The 16,584-nt window shown below is 64.6% G+C and carries 13 protein-coding genes and 2 pseudogenes; 6 read left to right on the plus strand and 9 right to left on the minus strand.

Going from position 1 to position 16,584, the window contains the following annotated elements:
* Positions 1-156 precede the first annotated feature (156 nt).
* Positions 157-1,997 (plus strand): annotated as a pseudogene (locus NKJ57_RS27805) (ATP-dependent helicase); the annotation flags it as partial.
* Positions 1,998-2,313: 316 nt separating this feature from the next.
* On the opposite strand, the gene NKJ57_RS27810 reads toward NKJ57_RS27805, so the two are convergent.
* The 5 genes from NKJ57_RS27810 to NKJ57_RS27830 all read right to left on the minus strand — a co-directional run bounded on the left by NKJ57_RS27810 (position 2,314) and on the right by NKJ57_RS27830 (position 7,301).
* Complete coding sequence (locus NKJ57_RS27810; RefSeq protein WP_352513492.1) at positions 2,314-3,354, minus strand: ABC transporter permease; 1,041 nt, start codon at positions 3,352-3,354, stop codon at positions 2,314-2,316.
* A complete protein-coding gene (locus tag NKJ57_RS27815) occupies positions 3,351-4,148 on the minus strand; it encodes an ATP-binding cassette domain-containing protein (protein ID WP_023705531.1) in 798 nt (265 codons plus the stop codon). The genes NKJ57_RS27810 and NKJ57_RS27815 overlap by 4 nt, the downstream gene beginning before the upstream one ends.
* Positions 4,149-4,234: 86 nt before the next feature.
* The gene (locus NKJ57_RS27820; RefSeq protein WP_023699592.1) at positions 4,235-5,248 is read right to left on the minus strand and encodes a substrate-binding domain-containing protein; all 1,014 of its coding nucleotides are present in this window, start codon (positions 5,246-5,248) and stop codon (positions 4,235-4,237) included.
* Positions 5,249-5,364: 116 nt separating this feature from the next.
* Positions 5,365-6,273, minus strand: a complete 909-nt coding sequence (locus tag NKJ57_RS27825) for a sugar phosphate isomerase/epimerase family protein (RefSeq protein ID WP_023750934.1) — start codon at positions 6,271-6,273, stop codon at positions 5,365-5,367.
* Positions 6,270-7,301, minus strand: a complete 1,032-nt coding sequence (locus NKJ57_RS27830; RefSeq protein ID WP_352513491.1) for a Gfo/Idh/MocA family protein — start codon at positions 7,299-7,301, stop codon at positions 6,270-6,272. Before NKJ57_RS27830 ends, NKJ57_RS27825 begins: the two co-directional genes overlap by 4 nt.
* Positions 7,302-7,495: 194 nt before the next feature.
* Here NKJ57_RS27830 and NKJ57_RS27835 point away from each other — a divergent pair, with 194 nt between their 5' ends.
* Together NKJ57_RS27835 and NKJ57_RS27840 are read left to right on the plus strand one after the other, a co-directional pair.
* A complete protein-coding gene (locus NKJ57_RS27835; RefSeq protein ID WP_352513490.1) occupies positions 7,496-8,521 on the plus strand; it encodes a LacI family DNA-binding transcriptional regulator in 1,026 nt (341 codons plus the stop codon).
* Between the two features lie 161 nt (positions 8,522-8,682).
* Positions 8,683-10,159, plus strand: a pseudogene (locus tag NKJ57_RS27840) (esterase-like activity of phytase family protein).
* 78 nt (positions 10,160-10,237) lie between these two features.
* Here NKJ57_RS27840 and NKJ57_RS27845 read toward each other — a convergent pair.
* Complete coding sequence (locus NKJ57_RS27845; protein WP_023668302.1) at positions 10,238-11,026, minus strand: L,D-transpeptidase; 789 nt, start codon at positions 11,024-11,026, stop codon at positions 10,238-10,240.
* A 198-nt stretch (positions 11,027-11,224) separates the two neighbouring features.
* Between NKJ57_RS27845 and NKJ57_RS27850 the strand changes: the two genes are divergently transcribed.
* On the plus strand, positions 11,225-12,697 hold the full coding sequence (locus tag NKJ57_RS27850; RefSeq protein WP_023746911.1) for an MATE family efflux transporter: 1,473 nt from the start codon (positions 11,225-11,227) through the stop codon (positions 12,695-12,697).
* Between the two features lie 3 nt (positions 12,698-12,700).
* Here the strand turns inward: NKJ57_RS27850 and NKJ57_RS27855 are convergent, their stop codons facing one another.
* Entirely contained in the window at positions 12,701-13,909 is a 1,209-nt protein-coding gene (locus NKJ57_RS27855; RefSeq protein ID WP_352513489.1) for an MFS transporter, read from the minus strand.
* 153 nt (positions 13,910-14,062) lie between these two features.
* On the opposite strand from NKJ57_RS27855, the gene NKJ57_RS27860 reads away from it, so the two are divergent.
* The gene (locus NKJ57_RS27860) at positions 14,063-14,638 is read left to right on the plus strand and encodes a TMEM175 family protein (RefSeq protein ID WP_023682120.1); all 576 of its coding nucleotides are present in this window, start codon (positions 14,063-14,065) and stop codon (positions 14,636-14,638) included.
* A gap of 12 nt (positions 14,639-14,650) precedes the next feature.
* Here NKJ57_RS27860 and NKJ57_RS27865 read toward each other — a convergent pair whose 3' ends face one another.
* The gene (locus NKJ57_RS27865; protein ID WP_023668298.1) at positions 14,651-14,932 is read right to left on the minus strand and encodes a hypothetical protein; all 282 of its coding nucleotides are present in this window, start codon (positions 14,930-14,932) and stop codon (positions 14,651-14,653) included.
* A 131-nt stretch (positions 14,933-15,063) separates the two neighbouring features.
* On the opposite strand from NKJ57_RS27865, the gene NKJ57_RS27870 reads away from it, so the two are divergent.
* Positions 15,064-15,930, plus strand: a complete 867-nt coding sequence (locus NKJ57_RS27870) for an SDR family NAD(P)-dependent oxidoreductase (RefSeq protein WP_023815565.1) — start codon at positions 15,064-15,066, stop codon at positions 15,928-15,930.
* A 26-nt stretch (positions 15,931-15,956) separates the two neighbouring features.
* On the opposite strand, the gene NKJ57_RS27875 is transcribed toward NKJ57_RS27870, so the two are convergent.
* Positions 15,957-16,388 (minus strand): low affinity iron permease family protein, encoded by a 432-nt coding sequence (locus NKJ57_RS27875; RefSeq protein ID WP_023750938.1) that lies wholly within the window; start codon positions 16,386-16,388, stop codon positions 15,957-15,959.
* Between the last annotated feature and the right edge of the window lie 196 nt (positions 16,389-16,584).

Raw genomic sequence — 16,584 nt, forward strand, 5'->3', positions numbered from 1 at the left:
CCTCTCCCTCTTGGTGGGCGGGGGCCGCGTTTTTCCACCCCCCCCCCCCCCGCGGGGGGGGGGGCCGCCCGCCCCCGGCCCCGCGGGGGGGGGGTGGCAGCGCCGGCGCCAGTCACCCCTCCCCGCCGCTTCGCGGCGACCCTCCCCATCCAGGGGAGGGTAAAGCGCGATCGGCCGAAGGCCGCAAGCCCGACCGGGCGTCCGAGCCGTTGCGAGGCGACTCCCGCGACGCCGAAGGCGCGCAAAAAAGAGGGGGCGGAGGGCCCGCGCCGGCAGGCGCGGAACGGCCCGTGAGCGAAAACAAAGTCAACATCTGCTGCGTCGGCGACGACGACCAGTCGATCTATGGCTGGCGCGGCGCCGAGGTCGACAACATCCTGCGCTTCGACAAGGATTTCCCGGGCGCCACCATCATCCGGCTGGAGCGCAACTATCGCTCGACCGCGCACATCCTCGGCACCGCCTCGCACCTCATCGCCCACAATGAGGGCCGCTTCGGCAAGACGCTGTTCACCGAGAAGGTCGCCGAGGACGACGAGAAGGTGCATGTCCACGCCGCTTGGGATTCCGAGGAGGAAGCGCGCGCCGTCGGCGAGACCATCGAGACCTACCAGCGTGCCAAGCACAAGCTCAACGACATGGCCATCCTGGTCCGCGCCTCCTTCCAGATGCGCGAATTCGAAGACCGCTTCGTCACGCTCGGCCTCAATTACCGCGTCATCGGCGGCCCGCGCTTCTACGAGCGCATGGAAATCCGCGATGCGCTGGCCTTCTTCCGCGTCGTCGCGCAGGGCGCCGACGACCTCGCCTTCGAGCGCATCGTCAATGTCCCCAAGCGCGGCCTGGGTGAAGCCACCATCCGCCAGATCCACGACACGGCGCGGAGCTTGCGCATCCCGATGCTGGAGGCAGCCGCCAAGCTCGCAGAAAGCGACGAGCTGAAGCCCAAGCCCCGCGCGGCCTTGCGCGAAGTGGCGGCCAATTTCGAGCGCTGGCAGAAGGCGCTGGAAACCACGCCGCACACCGAACTCGCCGAGACCATTCTGGAGGAGAGCGGCTACACCGACATGTGGAAGAACGACCGCTCGGTCGAGGCGCCGGGCCGGCTGGAAAACCTGAAAGAGCTTATCCGCTCCATGGAGGAGTATGAATCGCTGCGCTCCTTCCTCGAACATGTCGCCCTGGTCATGGACGCCGAGCAGAACGCCGAGCTTGACGCCGTCAACATCATGACGCTGCATTCGGCCAAGGGCCTCGAATTCGAGACCGTGTTCCTCCCCGGCTGGGAGGAAGGCCTGTTCCCGCACCAACGCGCGCTGGACGAAGGCGGCCGCTCCGGCCTGGAGGAAGAGCGCCGTCTCGCCTATGTCGGCCTGACCCGGGCCAAGAAGAACCTGCATCTGTGGTTCGTCTCCAACCGCCGCATCCACGGCCTGTGGCAGTCGACCATCCCGTCGCGCTTTCTGGACGAACTGCCGGAAGCCCATGTCGAGGTCGCCGAAAGCGGCAACTCCTATGGCGGCTACGGCAATTCCTATGGCGGCGGTTCGTTCGCGTCGGGCCGTGGCGGCCAGGGCGCAGGGCGGCAGAACCCCTACGGCGCCTCGCGCTTCGACAATGTCGGCGCGGAAAAATCCGGCGCCTTCTCCAACACCTATGCGACGCCCGGCTGGCAGCGCGCGCAGGCCAACCGCACCGAGGCGACCGACCGCAACTGGGGCTCGCGCTCCGGCCACCAGGTCGAGCGCATCGGCTATGGCGAGACCGACTCCGGCTACGGCGCCGGCCGAACCAGCGTCAAAGGCCGCACCATTGACGGCGAACTGGTCGCCAAATCCGTCGCCGACACGCCGTCGCCCTTCAGCGTCGGCGACCGCGTCTTCCACCAGAAATTCGGCAACGGCAACATCTCCAACATCGAAGGCAACAAGCTGACCATCGACTTCGACAAGGCCGGCCAGAAACGCGTGCTGGACGGGTTTGTGGCGGCGGTGTGAGCGCCCGCTTGTCCTGTTGTCCTACAAGCGACCACATTGTTGTAGTCTGGCGGAGCCCTCCCCGCCTCGTCATCCACGGGCGGAGCAAGGAGCGTAGCGACGCAGCGTAGACCCGAGGATCCATCCCGCGTCTTCAACGCGTTGCCACGGTGCGGAATCCTGCGCAGCTGCACTCCAAGGTCGCGGAATGGATTCCAGGGTCTACGCGACGGAGCTTCGCTCCTGCTCCGCCCTAGAATGACGAAGCGACGGGCGTCTGCCCAGTCGTCGGGGCATGCGGTCCGCAACATGAGCGTCCCCGTCAATTTAGCCCCCCTCACCTGTACCGCGCCTGGTTCCACTTGTGCCCCAGCAGCGACAGGATGATGATCAGCCCGTTGAAGAACTGGACGTAGAAGCCGCTCAGGCCCGCCGCCACGACGCCGGTCTGGATGAACGACACGGTGACCGCGCCGATCGCTCCACCGGCAACCGTACCGATGCCGCCCCAGGTCGGCGTGCCGCCGACGAACACCGAAGCCAGCACCGGCAAGAGATAGCCGTCGCCCGCGGTCGGCCACCAGGTGAAGTTGATCATCACCGAAAACGTGCCGGCGATCGCAGCCCCGATGCCGGTGAAGATGAACACTTTCACCCGCACACGCTTGACGTCGATGCCCATCTGCTGGGCGCTGTCGGGGTTGTCGCCGACCACCCTCACCTGCGCGCCGAAGCGGTGCCGGTTGTAGAGCATTGCCGACAAAATGACGAAGGCGAGTGCCCAGAAGACCTGTACCGGAAAACCCCACACCTGACTGGAGAAGATGGTGTACGCCCAGCTGTCGCTGAGACCGGTCAATGCCGTCGACCTGCCCTCGTTGATGATCTGGATCAGCCCACGCAGCAGGAAATTCATGCCGAGCGTGGCGATCAGCGACGACAGCCCGCCATAAACGACCAGGGATCCGACGAGAAAGCCGAGCAGCGTGCCGGTGAGAATCGCCGCTGCGATGCCGAGAAACGGATCGTAGCCGGCCTGCACCACCAGCGCGAACACCCAGGAGGCAAAGCCCATGGTTGCGGGAAACGACAGGTCGATCTCGCCACAGGTGACGACGAAGACCAGCGGCACCACCACGAACAGCGCAACGGGCAGCGTGGTCAGCACGGATCTGTAGAGATACCAGGTGGTGAACACGGTCGGGTTGGCGATCAGGAACGCCGCCATCATGATGATGAACACGGCGAGCGTGCCGAGCGCTGCGCGGTTGTCGATGACGAAACCGCGCAGCCAATGGTCGGACGGGTGCTTCCACTCAGGTCGGGCCGCCTTGCCGCCAAGAGGGCTCTGCAGATCGGGTTCCATGGTCTTGCTCATCGTGCTGCCCTCTCCGTGTCGCCGGCCTCGTGCAGCCCCGGCAATCCTCCGGGATGCGCAACGTCTTCCATGAAATTGATCAGCTCTTCGGCCGACTTGACCTCGGTGCGATCGGCGGTCAGCGCCACCTTGCCGCGGTCAATCACCACGAAGCGGTCGGCGATGTCGAAGACATGGTGGATGTTGTGGCCGATGAACAGGATCGAACGGCCGCTCGCCCGCACCTGGCGCACGAAATGGAAGACCTTGGCGGTCTCGGTCAGCGACAGCGCCGTCGTCGGCTCGTCAAGGATGATCAGCTCGGCCTGCTTGTAGATGGCGCGCGCGATCGCCACGCCCTGGCGCTCGCCGCCCGAGAGCTGGCCGACGATCGAGTGCGGCGTGAACACCTTCGAGGTGAAGCCGATCTCGCGCATCAGCCGGCTCGCCTCCTCTATCTCTTTATTGACCTTCAGAAAGCCCATGAAGCCGGTGAGTTCGCGGCCCATGAAGATGTTGCGCACAATGGTCTGCTGCACGGCCAGCGCCCGATCCTGGAAGACCGTCTCGATGCCGGCGTCGCGCGAGCGTGCCGCACTCCAGCCGGTCACCGGCTTGCCGCGCACCAGGATCTCGCCGCTGGTCGGCTTGACGACGCCGGACAGGATCTTGATCAGCGTCGATTTGCCGGCGCCATTGTCGCCGATCAGGCCAACCACCTCGCCGCGGTCGACCGAGAGATTGACCCCGCCCAGCGCATAGACCTGGCCATAGGATTTGCTGATGTCGCGCAGTTCGATGATGCGTTCGGCCATGGCGATCCTCGCTCCTGTGGTATCATCCCGGCCTGGTGCCGGCGGTCCTGCCGGCCGGGCTTGCGCCCAGCCGGCAGTTTGGGAGGTCAGCGCAGCGCCTGCTTGGCGAGCTCGGCGACGATCTCGTAATTCTGCGGCGTGACGAAGCCCGCCCCGGTGTCGACATTCATCGGCGCCAGGCCCAGCACCACCTGCTGGCAAAGGCTGAGGATCGGCAGATAGCCTTGCAGAAACGGCTGCTGATCAGCCGTCAGCTGCACCCAGCCGCCCTTGAACGCCTCGACGATCTGCGGGCTGGTATCGAAGCCGAAGTTGAAGATGTCGCCGGGCTTGCGTCCTGCCGCCTGCATGTAGGTGGCGACGTTGCCCAGCATCTGGCCGCCGGGATAGCCGACCGCCTTGACGTCGGGATTGTTGAGCAGGGCCGCGGTGATCACCGGTATCGCCAGATTGGGGTCGGACGCCCATTCGCCGCTCGGCGGCGACGACAGCTGGATGACCTCGACGCCGGCTTCCTTGAGTGCTGCCACCGTGCCGCGCTCGCGCGCGCCGCGGGCCTCGTTCTCGAACGGACCGATCATGATTGCCTTGTCGCCGGACTTGAGCTTCCCGAGCTTGAACGCCTCAGTGCCGAGCGCGCGGCCCTGCTGCTCCTGCTGGGCGCCGACATAGCCGCCGCCGAACGCGTCCACCACCTTCGGCACCGGCACGTTCTGGTACATCATCTTGATGCCGTCCTTATGCGCCTGTTCGGCCAGCGGCATGATCGCGGCGTCGCCCGGATGGCCCATCATGGCAATGCCGTTTGGCTTCACGGCGACGGCCTCACGCAATTGCTGCACCATCTTCTCGACGTCCCACTGCGAGAAGATGTAGTCGACCTTCGGCCCGAGATCGGACGCCGCCTGCTTGGCGCCATTGTAGACGATGGTGCCGAAAGCGTCGCCCTCGGCGCCGCCGACGAAAAAGCGGATGTGGACATCCTTGCACCACTGGGCGTCGAGCGCCTGCGCCGGCAGAGTGGAGATGGCAGCGCACAGCGCCGTGGCGGCGGCCACGACGGTCGAGCGCAGAAGTGTCGTTCTCATTGCGATGCTCATGCACGTTCCTCCCTTTTGTCCTCGGTGAGCCGAGGGGTTTCGTCGTTCGCCTGTCGGCAGTGCTTGTCGGCAGTGCTTGGCAATCTGTCAGGCCGGCTCCTCCCACCGGCCCTCGGTCACGCCGGGTTCGGCAGGTAGGTCGCTCCTCCCCGGCATTGCTTGAGGTATTCCAGCCCGCGCACCTGGCCTGTGATTTCGAGGTCGCCGCGATAGACCGGGTCGTGCCAGCCCTCGATGTCGATGGCGCCCTTGTAACCGGCCAGCCGCAATTCGCTGATCACCCGCGTCCAGTCGCTGTCGCCAAACCCGGGCGTGCGCATCTGCACGAAGGGCAGCTTGCCGAACACGCCGTGCTCGCGGATCACATCCCAGCGCACCGTCGCGTCCTTGCCGTGGACATGGAAAATGCGCGGCGCCCATTTGCGGATCTGCGGCATCGGGTCGATGAGGTAGACAAGCTGGTGGCAGGGCTCCCATTCGAGGCCGAGATTGTCGTCGGGCAATTCGTTGAACATCAACTCCCAGGCATCGGGATTGTGGGCGATGTTCCAGTCGCCGGCCGCCCAGTTGCCATCCATGGCGCAATTTTCGAAGGCAATGCGCACGCCCTTGTCGGCGGCGCGCTTGGCCAGTGGTCCCCAGACCTCACGGAAGCGCGGCAGGCTGTCGGTCAGCTTCTTGCCGCGAAGGCGGCCGGTGAAGCCGCTGACCGTCGAGGCGCCGAACAGATGCGCGTTGTCGATGACGGTTTCCCAGGCCGCGAGCACGCCGCGATCGACCTCGCCATCCTCCAGCGGATTGCCGAACACGCCGATCGACGACACGGCGACATCGGCATCGCCGATCGCCTCGCCAATCTCACCGGCGAGCCGCGCCAAATCCTTGCCGCCCAGCGTCTGCCAGAAGAAGGGCTGGATGCTCTCGAAGCCGAGCGGCAGAATCTCTTTGATGTAGGCGGCCGGGTCTTCGAGATTGGCCCGCACCATGGTGCCGATGCGGATGTCGAGAAGCGGGTTTGGCATCATGATGCTTCCTGTGTGATTGCGACGCGCCGTCCGGTCTCGGCGCTTTCGATGGCGCCGAAAACCATGGCCAGGCTTTTGATGTTGTCGCTGCCACGGGTTTCCGGCTCGCTGCCGGTCTCGATGGCGTGGATGAAATCCTTGATGATGCCGAGATGACCGCCGACGCGGTCGGCGGAATCGAGCGGCGGTACTGTGATGGGCTGGGTCAGGTCGAACAGGCCGTCGCGGACCGACAACACAACCTCGGCCTTCAGCCCGTCCTCGCCGTCCCAGACCAGGCTGCCGTGCTCGGCGACGATGCGCCATGTGCTCTCCCAACTGGTGCGGAAGCCCGCCGCGCACCAAGAGCCTGCATAGGTGAACCGCTTGCCGCCACCGAGATCGAAGATAGCGCTGGCCGACGATCCCTGCCGGTACCAGGAATTGGCCGGCTCCCATTCCTGGCAAAAGACACCGGCGGGATCGCCTGCGACCATGTAGCGGGCGGCGTCGAATGTGTGGATCGCCATGTCGAGCAAGAGCACATGGGCCATCTCCTCGCGAAAGCCGCCGAAATGCGGCGCGACGAAGAAGTCGGCATGGATGCTGGTCGGCTTGCCGATGGCGCCGGAGTCGAGAAAGCGCCTGATGCGCCGGACATTGGCGACGTAGCGGCGGTTCTGCACGACCGCATGGACGCGCCCCGCGTTACGCGCCGCATCGACGATGGCGCGCGCATTTTCCGGAGTATCGGCCAGCGGCTTTTCCGTCAGCAGATGGCAATTATGGGCAAAGGCGGCAAAGGCGACATCACGCCGGGCGGCTGGAACCACGACATCGAACACCGCGTCGGGCCTGGTCTGGTCGAGCACCGCGTCGAGGCTGGTGCCGATGACCGCGCCGTCGAGCCCGTATTCGTGCGCCCTCGCCTTCGCCCGTTCGGCGTCGAGATCGACAAGGCCGACAATGGCCAGCCCGTCGATCTGCCTCGCGGCATCGAGCCAGGCCTTGCTCATCGCACCACAGCCGACGAGGACGGCATTCATCATCCGGCATTCCTCCCGTCCGGTCCCTCCAGACCGAATGTCACGGCATTTCCGGCATCACCGTAAACGTTTCTCCGTAAACGTTTACGAGAACACACCCGATGGCGTAGAATGTCAATCGGCTGCCAGCGAAAATCATCCCGAAGCCTTGGCCTGGGCGGCAGCCGGTGCTAGCCAAGACAGGGGGAGAACTGTCCTTGGCGTCCAGCATCCATGACCTTGCGCGTCACCTGAACATTTCGATCGGCACCGTGTCGCGGGCGCTGAACGGCCGCGCCGACGTCAATGCCGACACCCGCCAGCGCGTGCTCGCCGCCGCCAAGCAATTGAACTATTCGCCCAACCAGTCCGGCCGCAGTCTGCGGCAAGGCACCACCCATTCGATCGCCTTCATGCTGCAGCCGCATCCGGGCGACCAGCAATATGGCGAACCCTTCTTCATCCCGTTCCTGATCGGTCTGCAGGGCCGACTGGCCGAGTATGACCTGGATCTGATGGTCGTCATGGGCGAGCCCGGCCAATATCAGCAGGAGAGGCTGCGCCGCGTGGTTGAGACGCGCCGAGCCGACGCGGTCGTGTTGGCCAATACACGGCGGGAAGACGATCGGATCGACTATCTCAGCAAGGCTGGCTTTCCCTTCGCCACGCTTGGCCGAAGTCAATCCGGCGACGACACCTATCCTTCGCTCGATATCGATTTCGAGAGGGCGGGTGATGAAGCCGTCGACCGGCTGGTCGCGCGCGGCCACCGCCGCATTGCCGCCATCCGCCCTTCGCTGGATCTCAACTTCGGCTACCTGTTCCTCGACGGCTACCGCAAGGCGCTGGGGCGGCATGGCATCGAAGTCGACCCCGGCCTGATCGCCGACGGCTTCATCAACGAGGCCGGAGGCTACCAGGTGACGCCGCGCGTGATGCTCTCCAAGGACCGGCCCACAGCCATCATCTTCAACAATGACGCAATGGCGCTCGGCGGCTGCAAGGCACTGGCCGAGATGGGCATCAGGCCCGGCCACGACATCGCGGTGATCGTCATCGTCGACACGCCGCTCTGCCGTTATTTCTCGCCGGCGCTGACCGCCTTCCGTCCGTCGCTGGAGCCGATGGGCCGGCGGCTGGCCGAAATGCTGCTGGCCTCGCTTCCCGCCTTTGCCGGCCCGGAAGGTCCGCGCATCATCCGCGAAGTCTGGCCGCTGGAGCTGATCGCCCGCGACAGCGATTGATCATTGCGCTCTTCCCTCTCCTACAAGGGAGAAGGAAGAGGCCCTCTCTGTCACGCAAGTATCATGTTCGCGTCCTAGACCGCTTTGCGAGAGGGCGACATCGTCGATGCGATGCGGTGGCCCCTTTGCGCCGCTCAAGGCTTGTCACAAAGAGGATCTCCATGAAAATCTCGCACCGAACCGTGTCGCTCGGCGCCGCGCTGGCGCTGTTTACCGCCCTGACCCCTGCCCTTGCCGACAGCACCGCCACCGTTGGCGGCTTCGTCAACAAGGGGCCTGGTCGGCGTCGGCCGCATCCCGGCCGATCAGAAGGACAAGTTCGGCGAGACCTTCGGCTCCGGCTCCGGCATGTCCATCGACGCCGCAAGCTGGACCCGTGGCGCGGACGGCTACAAGGGCTCGCTCTGGTTGCTGCCGGACCGTGGCTACAATGTCGTCGGCACCACCGATTACCGGCCGCGCCTCAACACTATTCATATCGAATTCACGCCGGTAGCACTAGGCGCCACGCCCACCTCCGGCCAGGAACAGACAGGCGTCAAGGCGACGCTTGCCGATTCCCTGCTCCTCACCGACGACAAGGGCGCTGACGCCACCGGCCTCGATCCGCTCAACGGCGTGCGCGCGGCCAATGGCGACCTGCCGATCCTGCCCGAGGCCAATGGCAAGCTGGCGCTCGACAATGAGGCGATCGCGCGGCTGCCCGACGGCACCATGTTCATCTCTGACGAATACGGCCCCAACATCTACCGCTTCTCGGCCGACGGCCATCTGTTGTCGGCAACGCAGCCGCCCGCCGCTTTGGTGCCGATGCGCAAGGGCGCGCCGAACTTCGCCTCCGACAATCCGGGCCCCGGTGCAGCCGAACCCGATCCGAAGGATCCCGAAACCGGCCGCCAGAACAATCAAGGCCTCGAAGGCATGGCGCTGACGCCGGACGGCAAGTCGCTGATCGCTGTGCTGCAGTCGGCGCCCCGCCAGGATGGCGGCGATTCGCCCGCGACGCGCCAGAACACCCGCGCGCTGGTCTACGACGCCTCCGACCCGGCCCATCTCAAGCTGGTGCATGAATATGCCGTGCCGCTGCCGGTGTTCAAGGACGCCAAGGACAAGACCAAGGTCGCCGCGCAGAGCGAAATCGTGGCGCTGTCCGACAAGACCTTCCTGATGCTGGCGCGCGACAGCGGAAACGGCCAGGGGGTGAAGGGCGATACTTCGCTGCTGCGCCAGATTTTCGTCGTCGACGTCTCTGGCGCCACCGACATTGCCGGCGGCGCCTTCGATGCCGCCGACAAGCCGCTGGCGCCCAAGGGCGTGCTCGACCCCTCGGTGACGCCGGCCAAGCTGACGCCGTTCATCGACATCAACGACAACAAGGAACTCGGCCGTTTCGGCCTGCATGACGGCAAGCCCAACGACAAGAACAATCTGTCGGAGAAGTGGGAAGCGATGTCGGTGGTCAGCGTGCTCGATCCGGCGCTGCCCGACGACTATTTCCTGTTCGTCGGCAACGATAACGACTTTCTCACCCAGGACGGTTTTCAGGTCGGCGCGCCCTACAAGGCCGAAGACGGCGCCGATGTCGATACCATGTTCCTGGTCTATCAGGTCATGCTTCCGGGCCTCGCCAAGAAGTAGCCGTATACGGAAAGGCGGACGCGCCCGGCGCGTCCGCCTCTAGCCGTTTGTCGGCGATCAACGATGCCGTGAAGGCACCTATTTCAAAATCTCCGCATCCCTTGGCACGCCGGCATCGATCGGCTCGGCGGTCCGGCTCGACACAGCCATGATCTTGCCCGCGGCCGACAGGTTCGGGCGCACATAGACCTGGGCTACGCCGTTGACCCGGCTGTAGAGGTCGATGATGTCCTGGTTCATGAAGCGCACGCAGCCCGACGACGCGTTCTTGCCGATGGAATCCCATTCCGGCGTGCCGTGCAGCCGGTACATCGTGTCCTTGCCGTCGCGGAACAGATAGAGCGCACGCGCGCCGAGCGGGCTCTGCGGTCCCGGCGGCATGCCGTCCTTGTATTTCGCCAGTTCCGGCCGGCGCTGGATCATTTCCGGCGGCGGCGTCCACACCGGCCATTTCTTGCGCGCCTGGATCACGGCGCTGCCGGTCCAGCCAAACCCGGCCTTGCCGAGGCTGACGCCATAGCGCATTGCCTTGCCGCCGTCGCGCACCAGATAGAGAAAATGCTCGGATGTATCGACGACGATCGTGCCGGGTTTTTCGCCGGTCGGATCGTCCACGATCTGGCGCACGAACTTCGGATCGAGCTTGGCCACGGGGATTGCCGGCAATGAAAAGCCCTCATCGACGCGCGCCGAATACATGGTGGCGGCATCGCCCAGAGCCGGTTCGGGCGCCGGGGCGGGCGTTGGCGGCACCACGACATCGGTCGTGGTGCAGGCTGAAAGCGCCATGGAAGCGGCACCCAAAGCGGATATTCCAAGAAACGCGCGCCGGTTCAGGCGCTCGGAAAAAAGCGGATTGTCGGACATGATCCCCCCAGCCTATTCATCATATCCAACAGGATATGCGACCCCACGCGGCGACGACCCATATCCCATTCCGGATGTTTTGAGAACTGATTAGCGTGAAGCCGCCAGGTGGCATGTTCCAATGCCGCATCGACCTTGTCCGTCAAATCGGCGATCATTGCCGGGCGGACTTTGAGATGAACCTTCGCCGAACAGCCCATGGACGAAAAAATACCACCGCGCCGGCGCACCGGCGACCTGACCAGCGGCCCGATTCCGCGCACGCTGCTTTTGTTCGCTCTGCCGGTGCTCGGCTCCAACGTGCTGCAATCGCTCAACGGTTCGATCAACGCCGTCTGGGTCGGCCGCTTCCTCGGTGAATCGGCGCTGACCGCCACCTCCAACGCCAATCTGGTGCTGTTCCTGATTCTCGGCACCGTGTTCGGGATCGGCATGGCCGCGACCATCCTGGTGGCGCAATCGGTCGGCGCCCGCGACCTGCCCGAGGCGCGGCGCATCGTCGGCACCAGCGCCAGCTTCTTCTTCCTCGTCTCGGCTATCTTCGCCGTCTGCGGCTGGATCTGGGTCGACGCCATCCTCAACACACTGGGCACCCCGCCCGATGCGCTGCCGCTGGCGCGCTCCTATCTGCGTATCATCTTCGTCGCCGTGCCGATGATGAATCTTCTGTCCTTCGTCATGACGGTGCTGCGCGGTGCGGGTGATTCGCGCACGCCATTCTTCTTCATGGCGCTCGCCGTCGTGCTCGACATCATCCTCAATCCGCTGCTCATTCGCGGCATCGGCCCCTTCCCAGAGCTCGGCATCGCCGGCTCCGCCACCTCGACGCTGATCGGCCAGACGGTGAGCGTGATCGCCATCCTCGTCGTGCTTTATGCCAGAAAGCATCCGCTGCGGCTCGCCGGCGCCAACCTCGCTCTGCTGCGGCCGGATCCGGCGCTGCTCAGGATCGTCGTCTTCAAGGGCGTGCCGATGGGCCTGCAGATGATCGTCATTTCGGCGGCGGCGCTGACCGTCATGGGCATCGTCAACTCCTACGGCTCGCAGGTCGCCGCCGCCTACGGCATCGCGGCGCAGCTGTGGACCTATATCCAGATGCCTGCACTGGCGATCGGAGCCGCAGTCTCGTCGATGGCGGCCCAGAATGTCGGCGCCGGGCGCTGGGACCGCATCGGTCGCATCGCGGCGTCCGGCGTCGGCTTCAACCTGGTGCTCACCGGCGCCCTGGTGGCGCTGCTGTTCCTCTTCGACAGGCCGGTGCTCGGCCTGTTCCTTAGCCGCGACAGCATCGCAATCGACATTGCAGCCCACATCAACAAGGTGGCGTCCTGGTCGTTCATCCTGTTCGGCGTCACCATCGTGCTGTTCGCCACCGTGCGCGCCACCGGTGCCGTGATGCCGCCGCTGATCATTCTGGTGATTTCCGTGCTGGTCGTGCGTACCGGCTTTGCCTACTTCTTCAGGAGCTACATCGGCGAGGAAGCGCTGTGGTGGAGTTTTCCGGCGGGATCGATCACCTCGCTGGTGCTGGCCGCCGCCTATTATCGCTTCGGCCGCTGGCGCACCATGCACATGATCGAGGACCGGCCGGCCGCCGGCGAGCCGCCCGACACCGGCCTCGGCATCCCGCGCGGACGGGCAAACATGGCGCCCGAGACGCCAAACGGGTGAGGCTCAGCGCACGTATTTGACGCCGAACCCCAGCGCTACGACAGAGAACAGCGTGATCATGCCGGCGAAGGCCAGGCTTGCCGTCGTCGGAGTGGCCCAACTCGACAGCAGCCCAATGCCGATCACCGGCAGCGCATTGCCGCAGAAGCAGCAGATGAAGAACGCCGACACCAATTCGGCGCGACGCTCGGCAGGTGCGATCTGGTTCACCACCTGCAGGCCGCCGCGATAGCCGAGCGCCGCCGCCACGCCGCACACAGCGGTGGCGGCAACCATCAGGGACATCGACGCGAAAAACTGAGCCGCAACCATCAGCCCTACGGCCGGGATCATCAGCGCCAGCGCGGCCAGCATGCCGGCGCGGCTGGACAGTCGGGTCGTGGCCAGAATGGTCGCGGCCGCAACGATCGACAGTTCAAAGAACAGCGCGCCGGCCTCGGCATGGTTGGCCACATGCAGTTGCTGCGCCAGGATGCTCGGCGCCAGGGCTGCATAGAAGCCGACCAGCGCCATGGCGCCGAAACCGGTGACCGCCGGCGCCACGAAGGCAGCGCGGATATCGCTCGGCACCGATAGCCGTGGCCGCAACGAAACGTCGGTCAGCCTGCCCGGCCGGGACACGGTTTCGCGGGTACGCCAGATCAGCAGCGTCACCACCACCAGCAAGGCAAGATAGACCGCAAACGTTAGTCTCAACGGCCAGGGCGCATATTCGGCGAGCAGGCCCGATGCCAGCGCGCCCAGGCCAAGGCCAACGAAGTTGGTGCTGGTGGCGATGATTGCCGCGCGCGATTTGTCCTTACCTTCGATCAATTCGGCAAGCCAGGCCGTGCCGGTTCCCGCGCCGACGCCGATGCCAAGGCCGCTCAATATGCGGGCGACATCGAGCCATGCGACATTCTCGGCCAGCAGGAACACCACCGCGCTGACCACCGCTATGGCCATCGACGCCAGCGCCGCAGGACGGCGGCCAATGCCGTCGGACAAGCGCCCGAACATCAGCAATGCGCCGAGATTGCCGACGACATAGACGGCGTAGACCAGCGTCAGCGTGATCTGCGAGAAACCGAAGGCCTGCTTGTAGATGACGTAAAGCGGCGTCAGCACCGTGCTGCCGGCGAACAGCGCGGCGATCATGGCGGCAACCGCGGCCATCGCGGGCCGGCCATCGAGTCCGTTGTCGCGCGTCGTGGTCTCGGCATAGCTGGTCATGGCAACCTCCGGCCAATCGCCCAACGCCCAATTGCGCCCCAACGTCCATGTAAGGATGGCCGTTCCACGCGCCGAACTTCATCCTGACAACCTTGTCAGGATGGTCTTGCCCGAAGTCCTCGCTTAACGTCTTTCCATCGAGAGGGAGAATCCATGGGAAAAGGTAGAGTCGAGGCATTCACCGATGGGGTGGTCGCCATCATCATCACCATCATGGTGCTGGAGCTGAAAGTGCCGCATGGCGAGGATTTTTCAGCGCTTCTGCCGCTGTGGCCGATCTTTTTCAGCTATGTCTTGTCGTTCATCAATGTCGGCATCTACTGGAACAATCTGCACAACATGTTCCACACCGTCCAAAGGGTCGACGGCCGCGTGCTGTGGGCCAACCTCAACCTTCTGTTCTGGTTGTCGCTGATGCCGGCAACGACGGCCTTCATGGGCGAGAACCATTTCGCGCCGGTCCCCGTCGCCGTCTATGGCATCGACCTGGTGCTGTGCGCGGTCGCCTACACCTTTCTCGCCACCAAGCTGCACCATTTGCACGGCAACGACACCGCCTTCGCCAAGGCGCTGGGCAATGACCGCAAGGGCAAGATCTCGGTGGCCCTCTACGCCGCAGCCGTCCCGCTTGCCTTCGTCAACCAATGGATCGGCGTTGCGATCTTCGTGCTGGTGGCCGCCGTCTGGTTCGTGCCGGACACGCGTTTTTCGCGGGTGCTGGAAAAGTAGCGTAGGACGTCTCTACTTGCGCATCGCCTTCAGCTTTTCGGCAACCGACGCCGCAAGGTCGGCATAGCGCTCCTCCAGCCGCTCGGCCGCCTTGATGATCGAAAAATCATGGCCGAATTTTTCCAGCGCCATGCGCAATTTCTCGACGAACTCGGCCTGTTTTTCGAGTGCCGAAAACAAGGTCTTCACCTGCGCTTCGCTTATGTCCGGATTGGCAAGCATCTGTGGCACCTCGCGGCCCATCTGGTCGCCGGTGGCGGTCTGCTCCTTCAGGATCGCAACCCAGTCGGTCAATCGGCAGTCTCCTGTTCAGCCGCAGCATGCACGGCCGCCGTTGATGCGGTCAACCCGAACACGCGGGACGGCCTTGCACGATGCGCGTCCCGCGCTAAGTTCGGCGCCACCCGAACCCTAGGAAAAAGATCATGACCTCCGACGCCGAAATCCAATCCGCTTTGCCCGCCCTCAACCGAGGCAACGTCGCCGTCGTCACCGGGGGCGCCAGCGGCATCGGGCTTGCCGCCGCCAAAAGGCTGGCGGCTATGGGCATGAGACTGGTGCTGGCCGACATTGGCGGCGCGCGCCTCGATGCGGCCCGCCAGGCAGTCGCCGCGATCACCGGCGAGAATGCCGTGCTTGCCGTCGCCACCGACGTGTCGAAGGCCGACGAACTCGGCCGGCTGGCGGAAAAGACGCATGCCGCTTTCGGCGCCGTATCGCTGCTGATGAACAATGCCGGCGTCGGCAACAATCCGGGAAAACCGTGGGAGAACGGCGACGCCTGGAAGCGGCTGATCGACATCAATTTCTGGGGCGTCGTACATGGCGTCGAGGCCTTTGCGCCGGCCATGCTGGCCTCCGGAGAGCCGGGCCTGATCATCAACACCGGCTCCAAGCAAGGCATCACCACGCCACCCGGCAATCTCGCCTACAACGTCTCCAAATCGGCATTGAAGACGTTCACCGAAGGCCTGGCGCACGCATTGCGCAACGAGCCGGGCGCGAAGGTCGCGGCGCATCTTCTCATTCCCGGCTTCACCTTCACCGGCCTCACCGAAGGAGCGGTCGAAAAACCCGCTGGCGCCTGGACCGGCGAGCAGGTGGTCGACTTCATGCTGGCTTCGCTGGCGCGCGGGGACTTCTACATCCTGTGCCCCGACAATGAGGTGATGCGGCCGACCGATGAAAAGCGCATGGCCTGGGCGATCGGCGACATCATCGAGAACCGGCCTGCTCTCTCGCGCTGGCACCCCGACCATAAGGACGCTTTCGCGGCCTTTATGGGAAACTGACCGTCGAACTCAGCCAAAGCCGAGACTCAGGCGGGGGCGCGTTTTTTCGCGGTGCGCTTTTGCGCGACGGCCTTCTTGCCCGCCAGTTCGGCGAGCTCGTGGTCATGGCGTTTTGCCGCCCGCTCGCATTTGTCTCTGATCTCCTCGACCTCGGATTCGGTCAGGTGCTCGATGCCGATGAAATGATTGTGGCCCTCGCTGACGCGGATCAGTTCGTCGAGCTTGGCCTGAACCGCGGCGCCGTCGCGGTTCTGGGTGTTCTGGATCAGGAACACCATCAGGAAGGTGATGATCGTCGTTCCCGTGTTGATGACGAGCTGCCACGTATCGGAAAAGCCGAAGAATGGCCCGCTTACCGCCCAGACGATAACGATGGCGCAGCAGGCGATGAAAGTCGGCGGCAGGCCCGCCAAGTGCGAAACGGTGTTGGCGATTCTGGTAAACAGCTTTTCGATCATTCACATCCTCGACCGTTCAAAGCGCGACGAGCTGACCAAGGCCGCATTCATCGCTCCAACAATAAACAACCGGCAGCCGCTTCCGGTTCCCTGTCGCAGAGGGCATCGCTGATGCAATTGTATGCACGCCAAAGGCGCAGCGCCGTGAAAAGCCGCCTTATCGGTTTGTTGCCATTAGTCACCATGCAGGCAAAAA

It is taken from the genome of Mesorhizobium sp. M0077, from assembly GCF_040322955.1.
Lineage (GTDB): Bacteria > Pseudomonadota > Alphaproteobacteria > Rhizobiales > Rhizobiaceae > Mesorhizobium.

Excerpts from the sequence above, each read along its gene's own strand:
- NKJ57_RS27815 (WP_023705531.1), bottom strand. The coding sequence starts at position 4,148 with ATGGCCGAACGCATCATCGAACTGCGCGACATCAGCAAATCCTATGGC.
- NKJ57_RS27810 (WP_352513492.1), bottom strand. The coding sequence starts at position 3,354 with ATGAGCAAGACCATGGAACCCGATCTGCAGAGCCCTCTTGGCGGCAAG.
- NKJ57_RS27820 (WP_023699592.1), bottom strand. The coding sequence starts at position 5,248 with ATGAGCATCGCAATGAGAACGACACTTCTGCGCTCGACCGTCGTGGCC.
- NKJ57_RS27875 (WP_023750938.1), bottom strand. The coding sequence starts at position 16,388 with ATGATCGAAAAGCTGTTTACCAGAATCGCCAACACCGTTTCGCACTTG.
- NKJ57_RS27860 (WP_023682120.1), top strand. The coding sequence starts at position 14,063 with ATGGGAAAAGGTAGAGTCGAGGCATTCACCGATGGGGTGGTCGCCATC.
- NKJ57_RS27855 (WP_352513489.1), bottom strand. The coding sequence starts at position 13,909 with ATGACCAGCTATGCCGAGACCACGACGCGCGACAACGGACTCGATGGC.
- NKJ57_RS27830 (WP_352513491.1), bottom strand. The coding sequence starts at position 7,301 with ATGATGAATGCCGTCCTCGTCGGCTGTGGTGCGATGAGCAAGGCCTGG.
- NKJ57_RS27870 (WP_023815565.1), top strand. The coding sequence starts at position 15,064 with ATGACCTCCGACGCCGAAATCCAATCCGCTTTGCCCGCCCTCAACCGA.
- NKJ57_RS27850 (WP_023746911.1), top strand. The coding sequence starts at position 11,225 with ATGGACGAAAAAATACCACCGCGCCGGCGCACCGGCGACCTGACCAGC.
- NKJ57_RS27825 (WP_023750934.1), bottom strand. The coding sequence starts at position 6,273 with ATGATGCCAAACCCGCTTCTCGACATCCGCATCGGCACCATGGTGCGG.
- NKJ57_RS27845 (WP_023668302.1), bottom strand. The coding sequence starts at position 11,026 with ATGTCCGACAATCCGCTTTTTTCCGAGCGCCTGAACCGGCGCGCGTTT.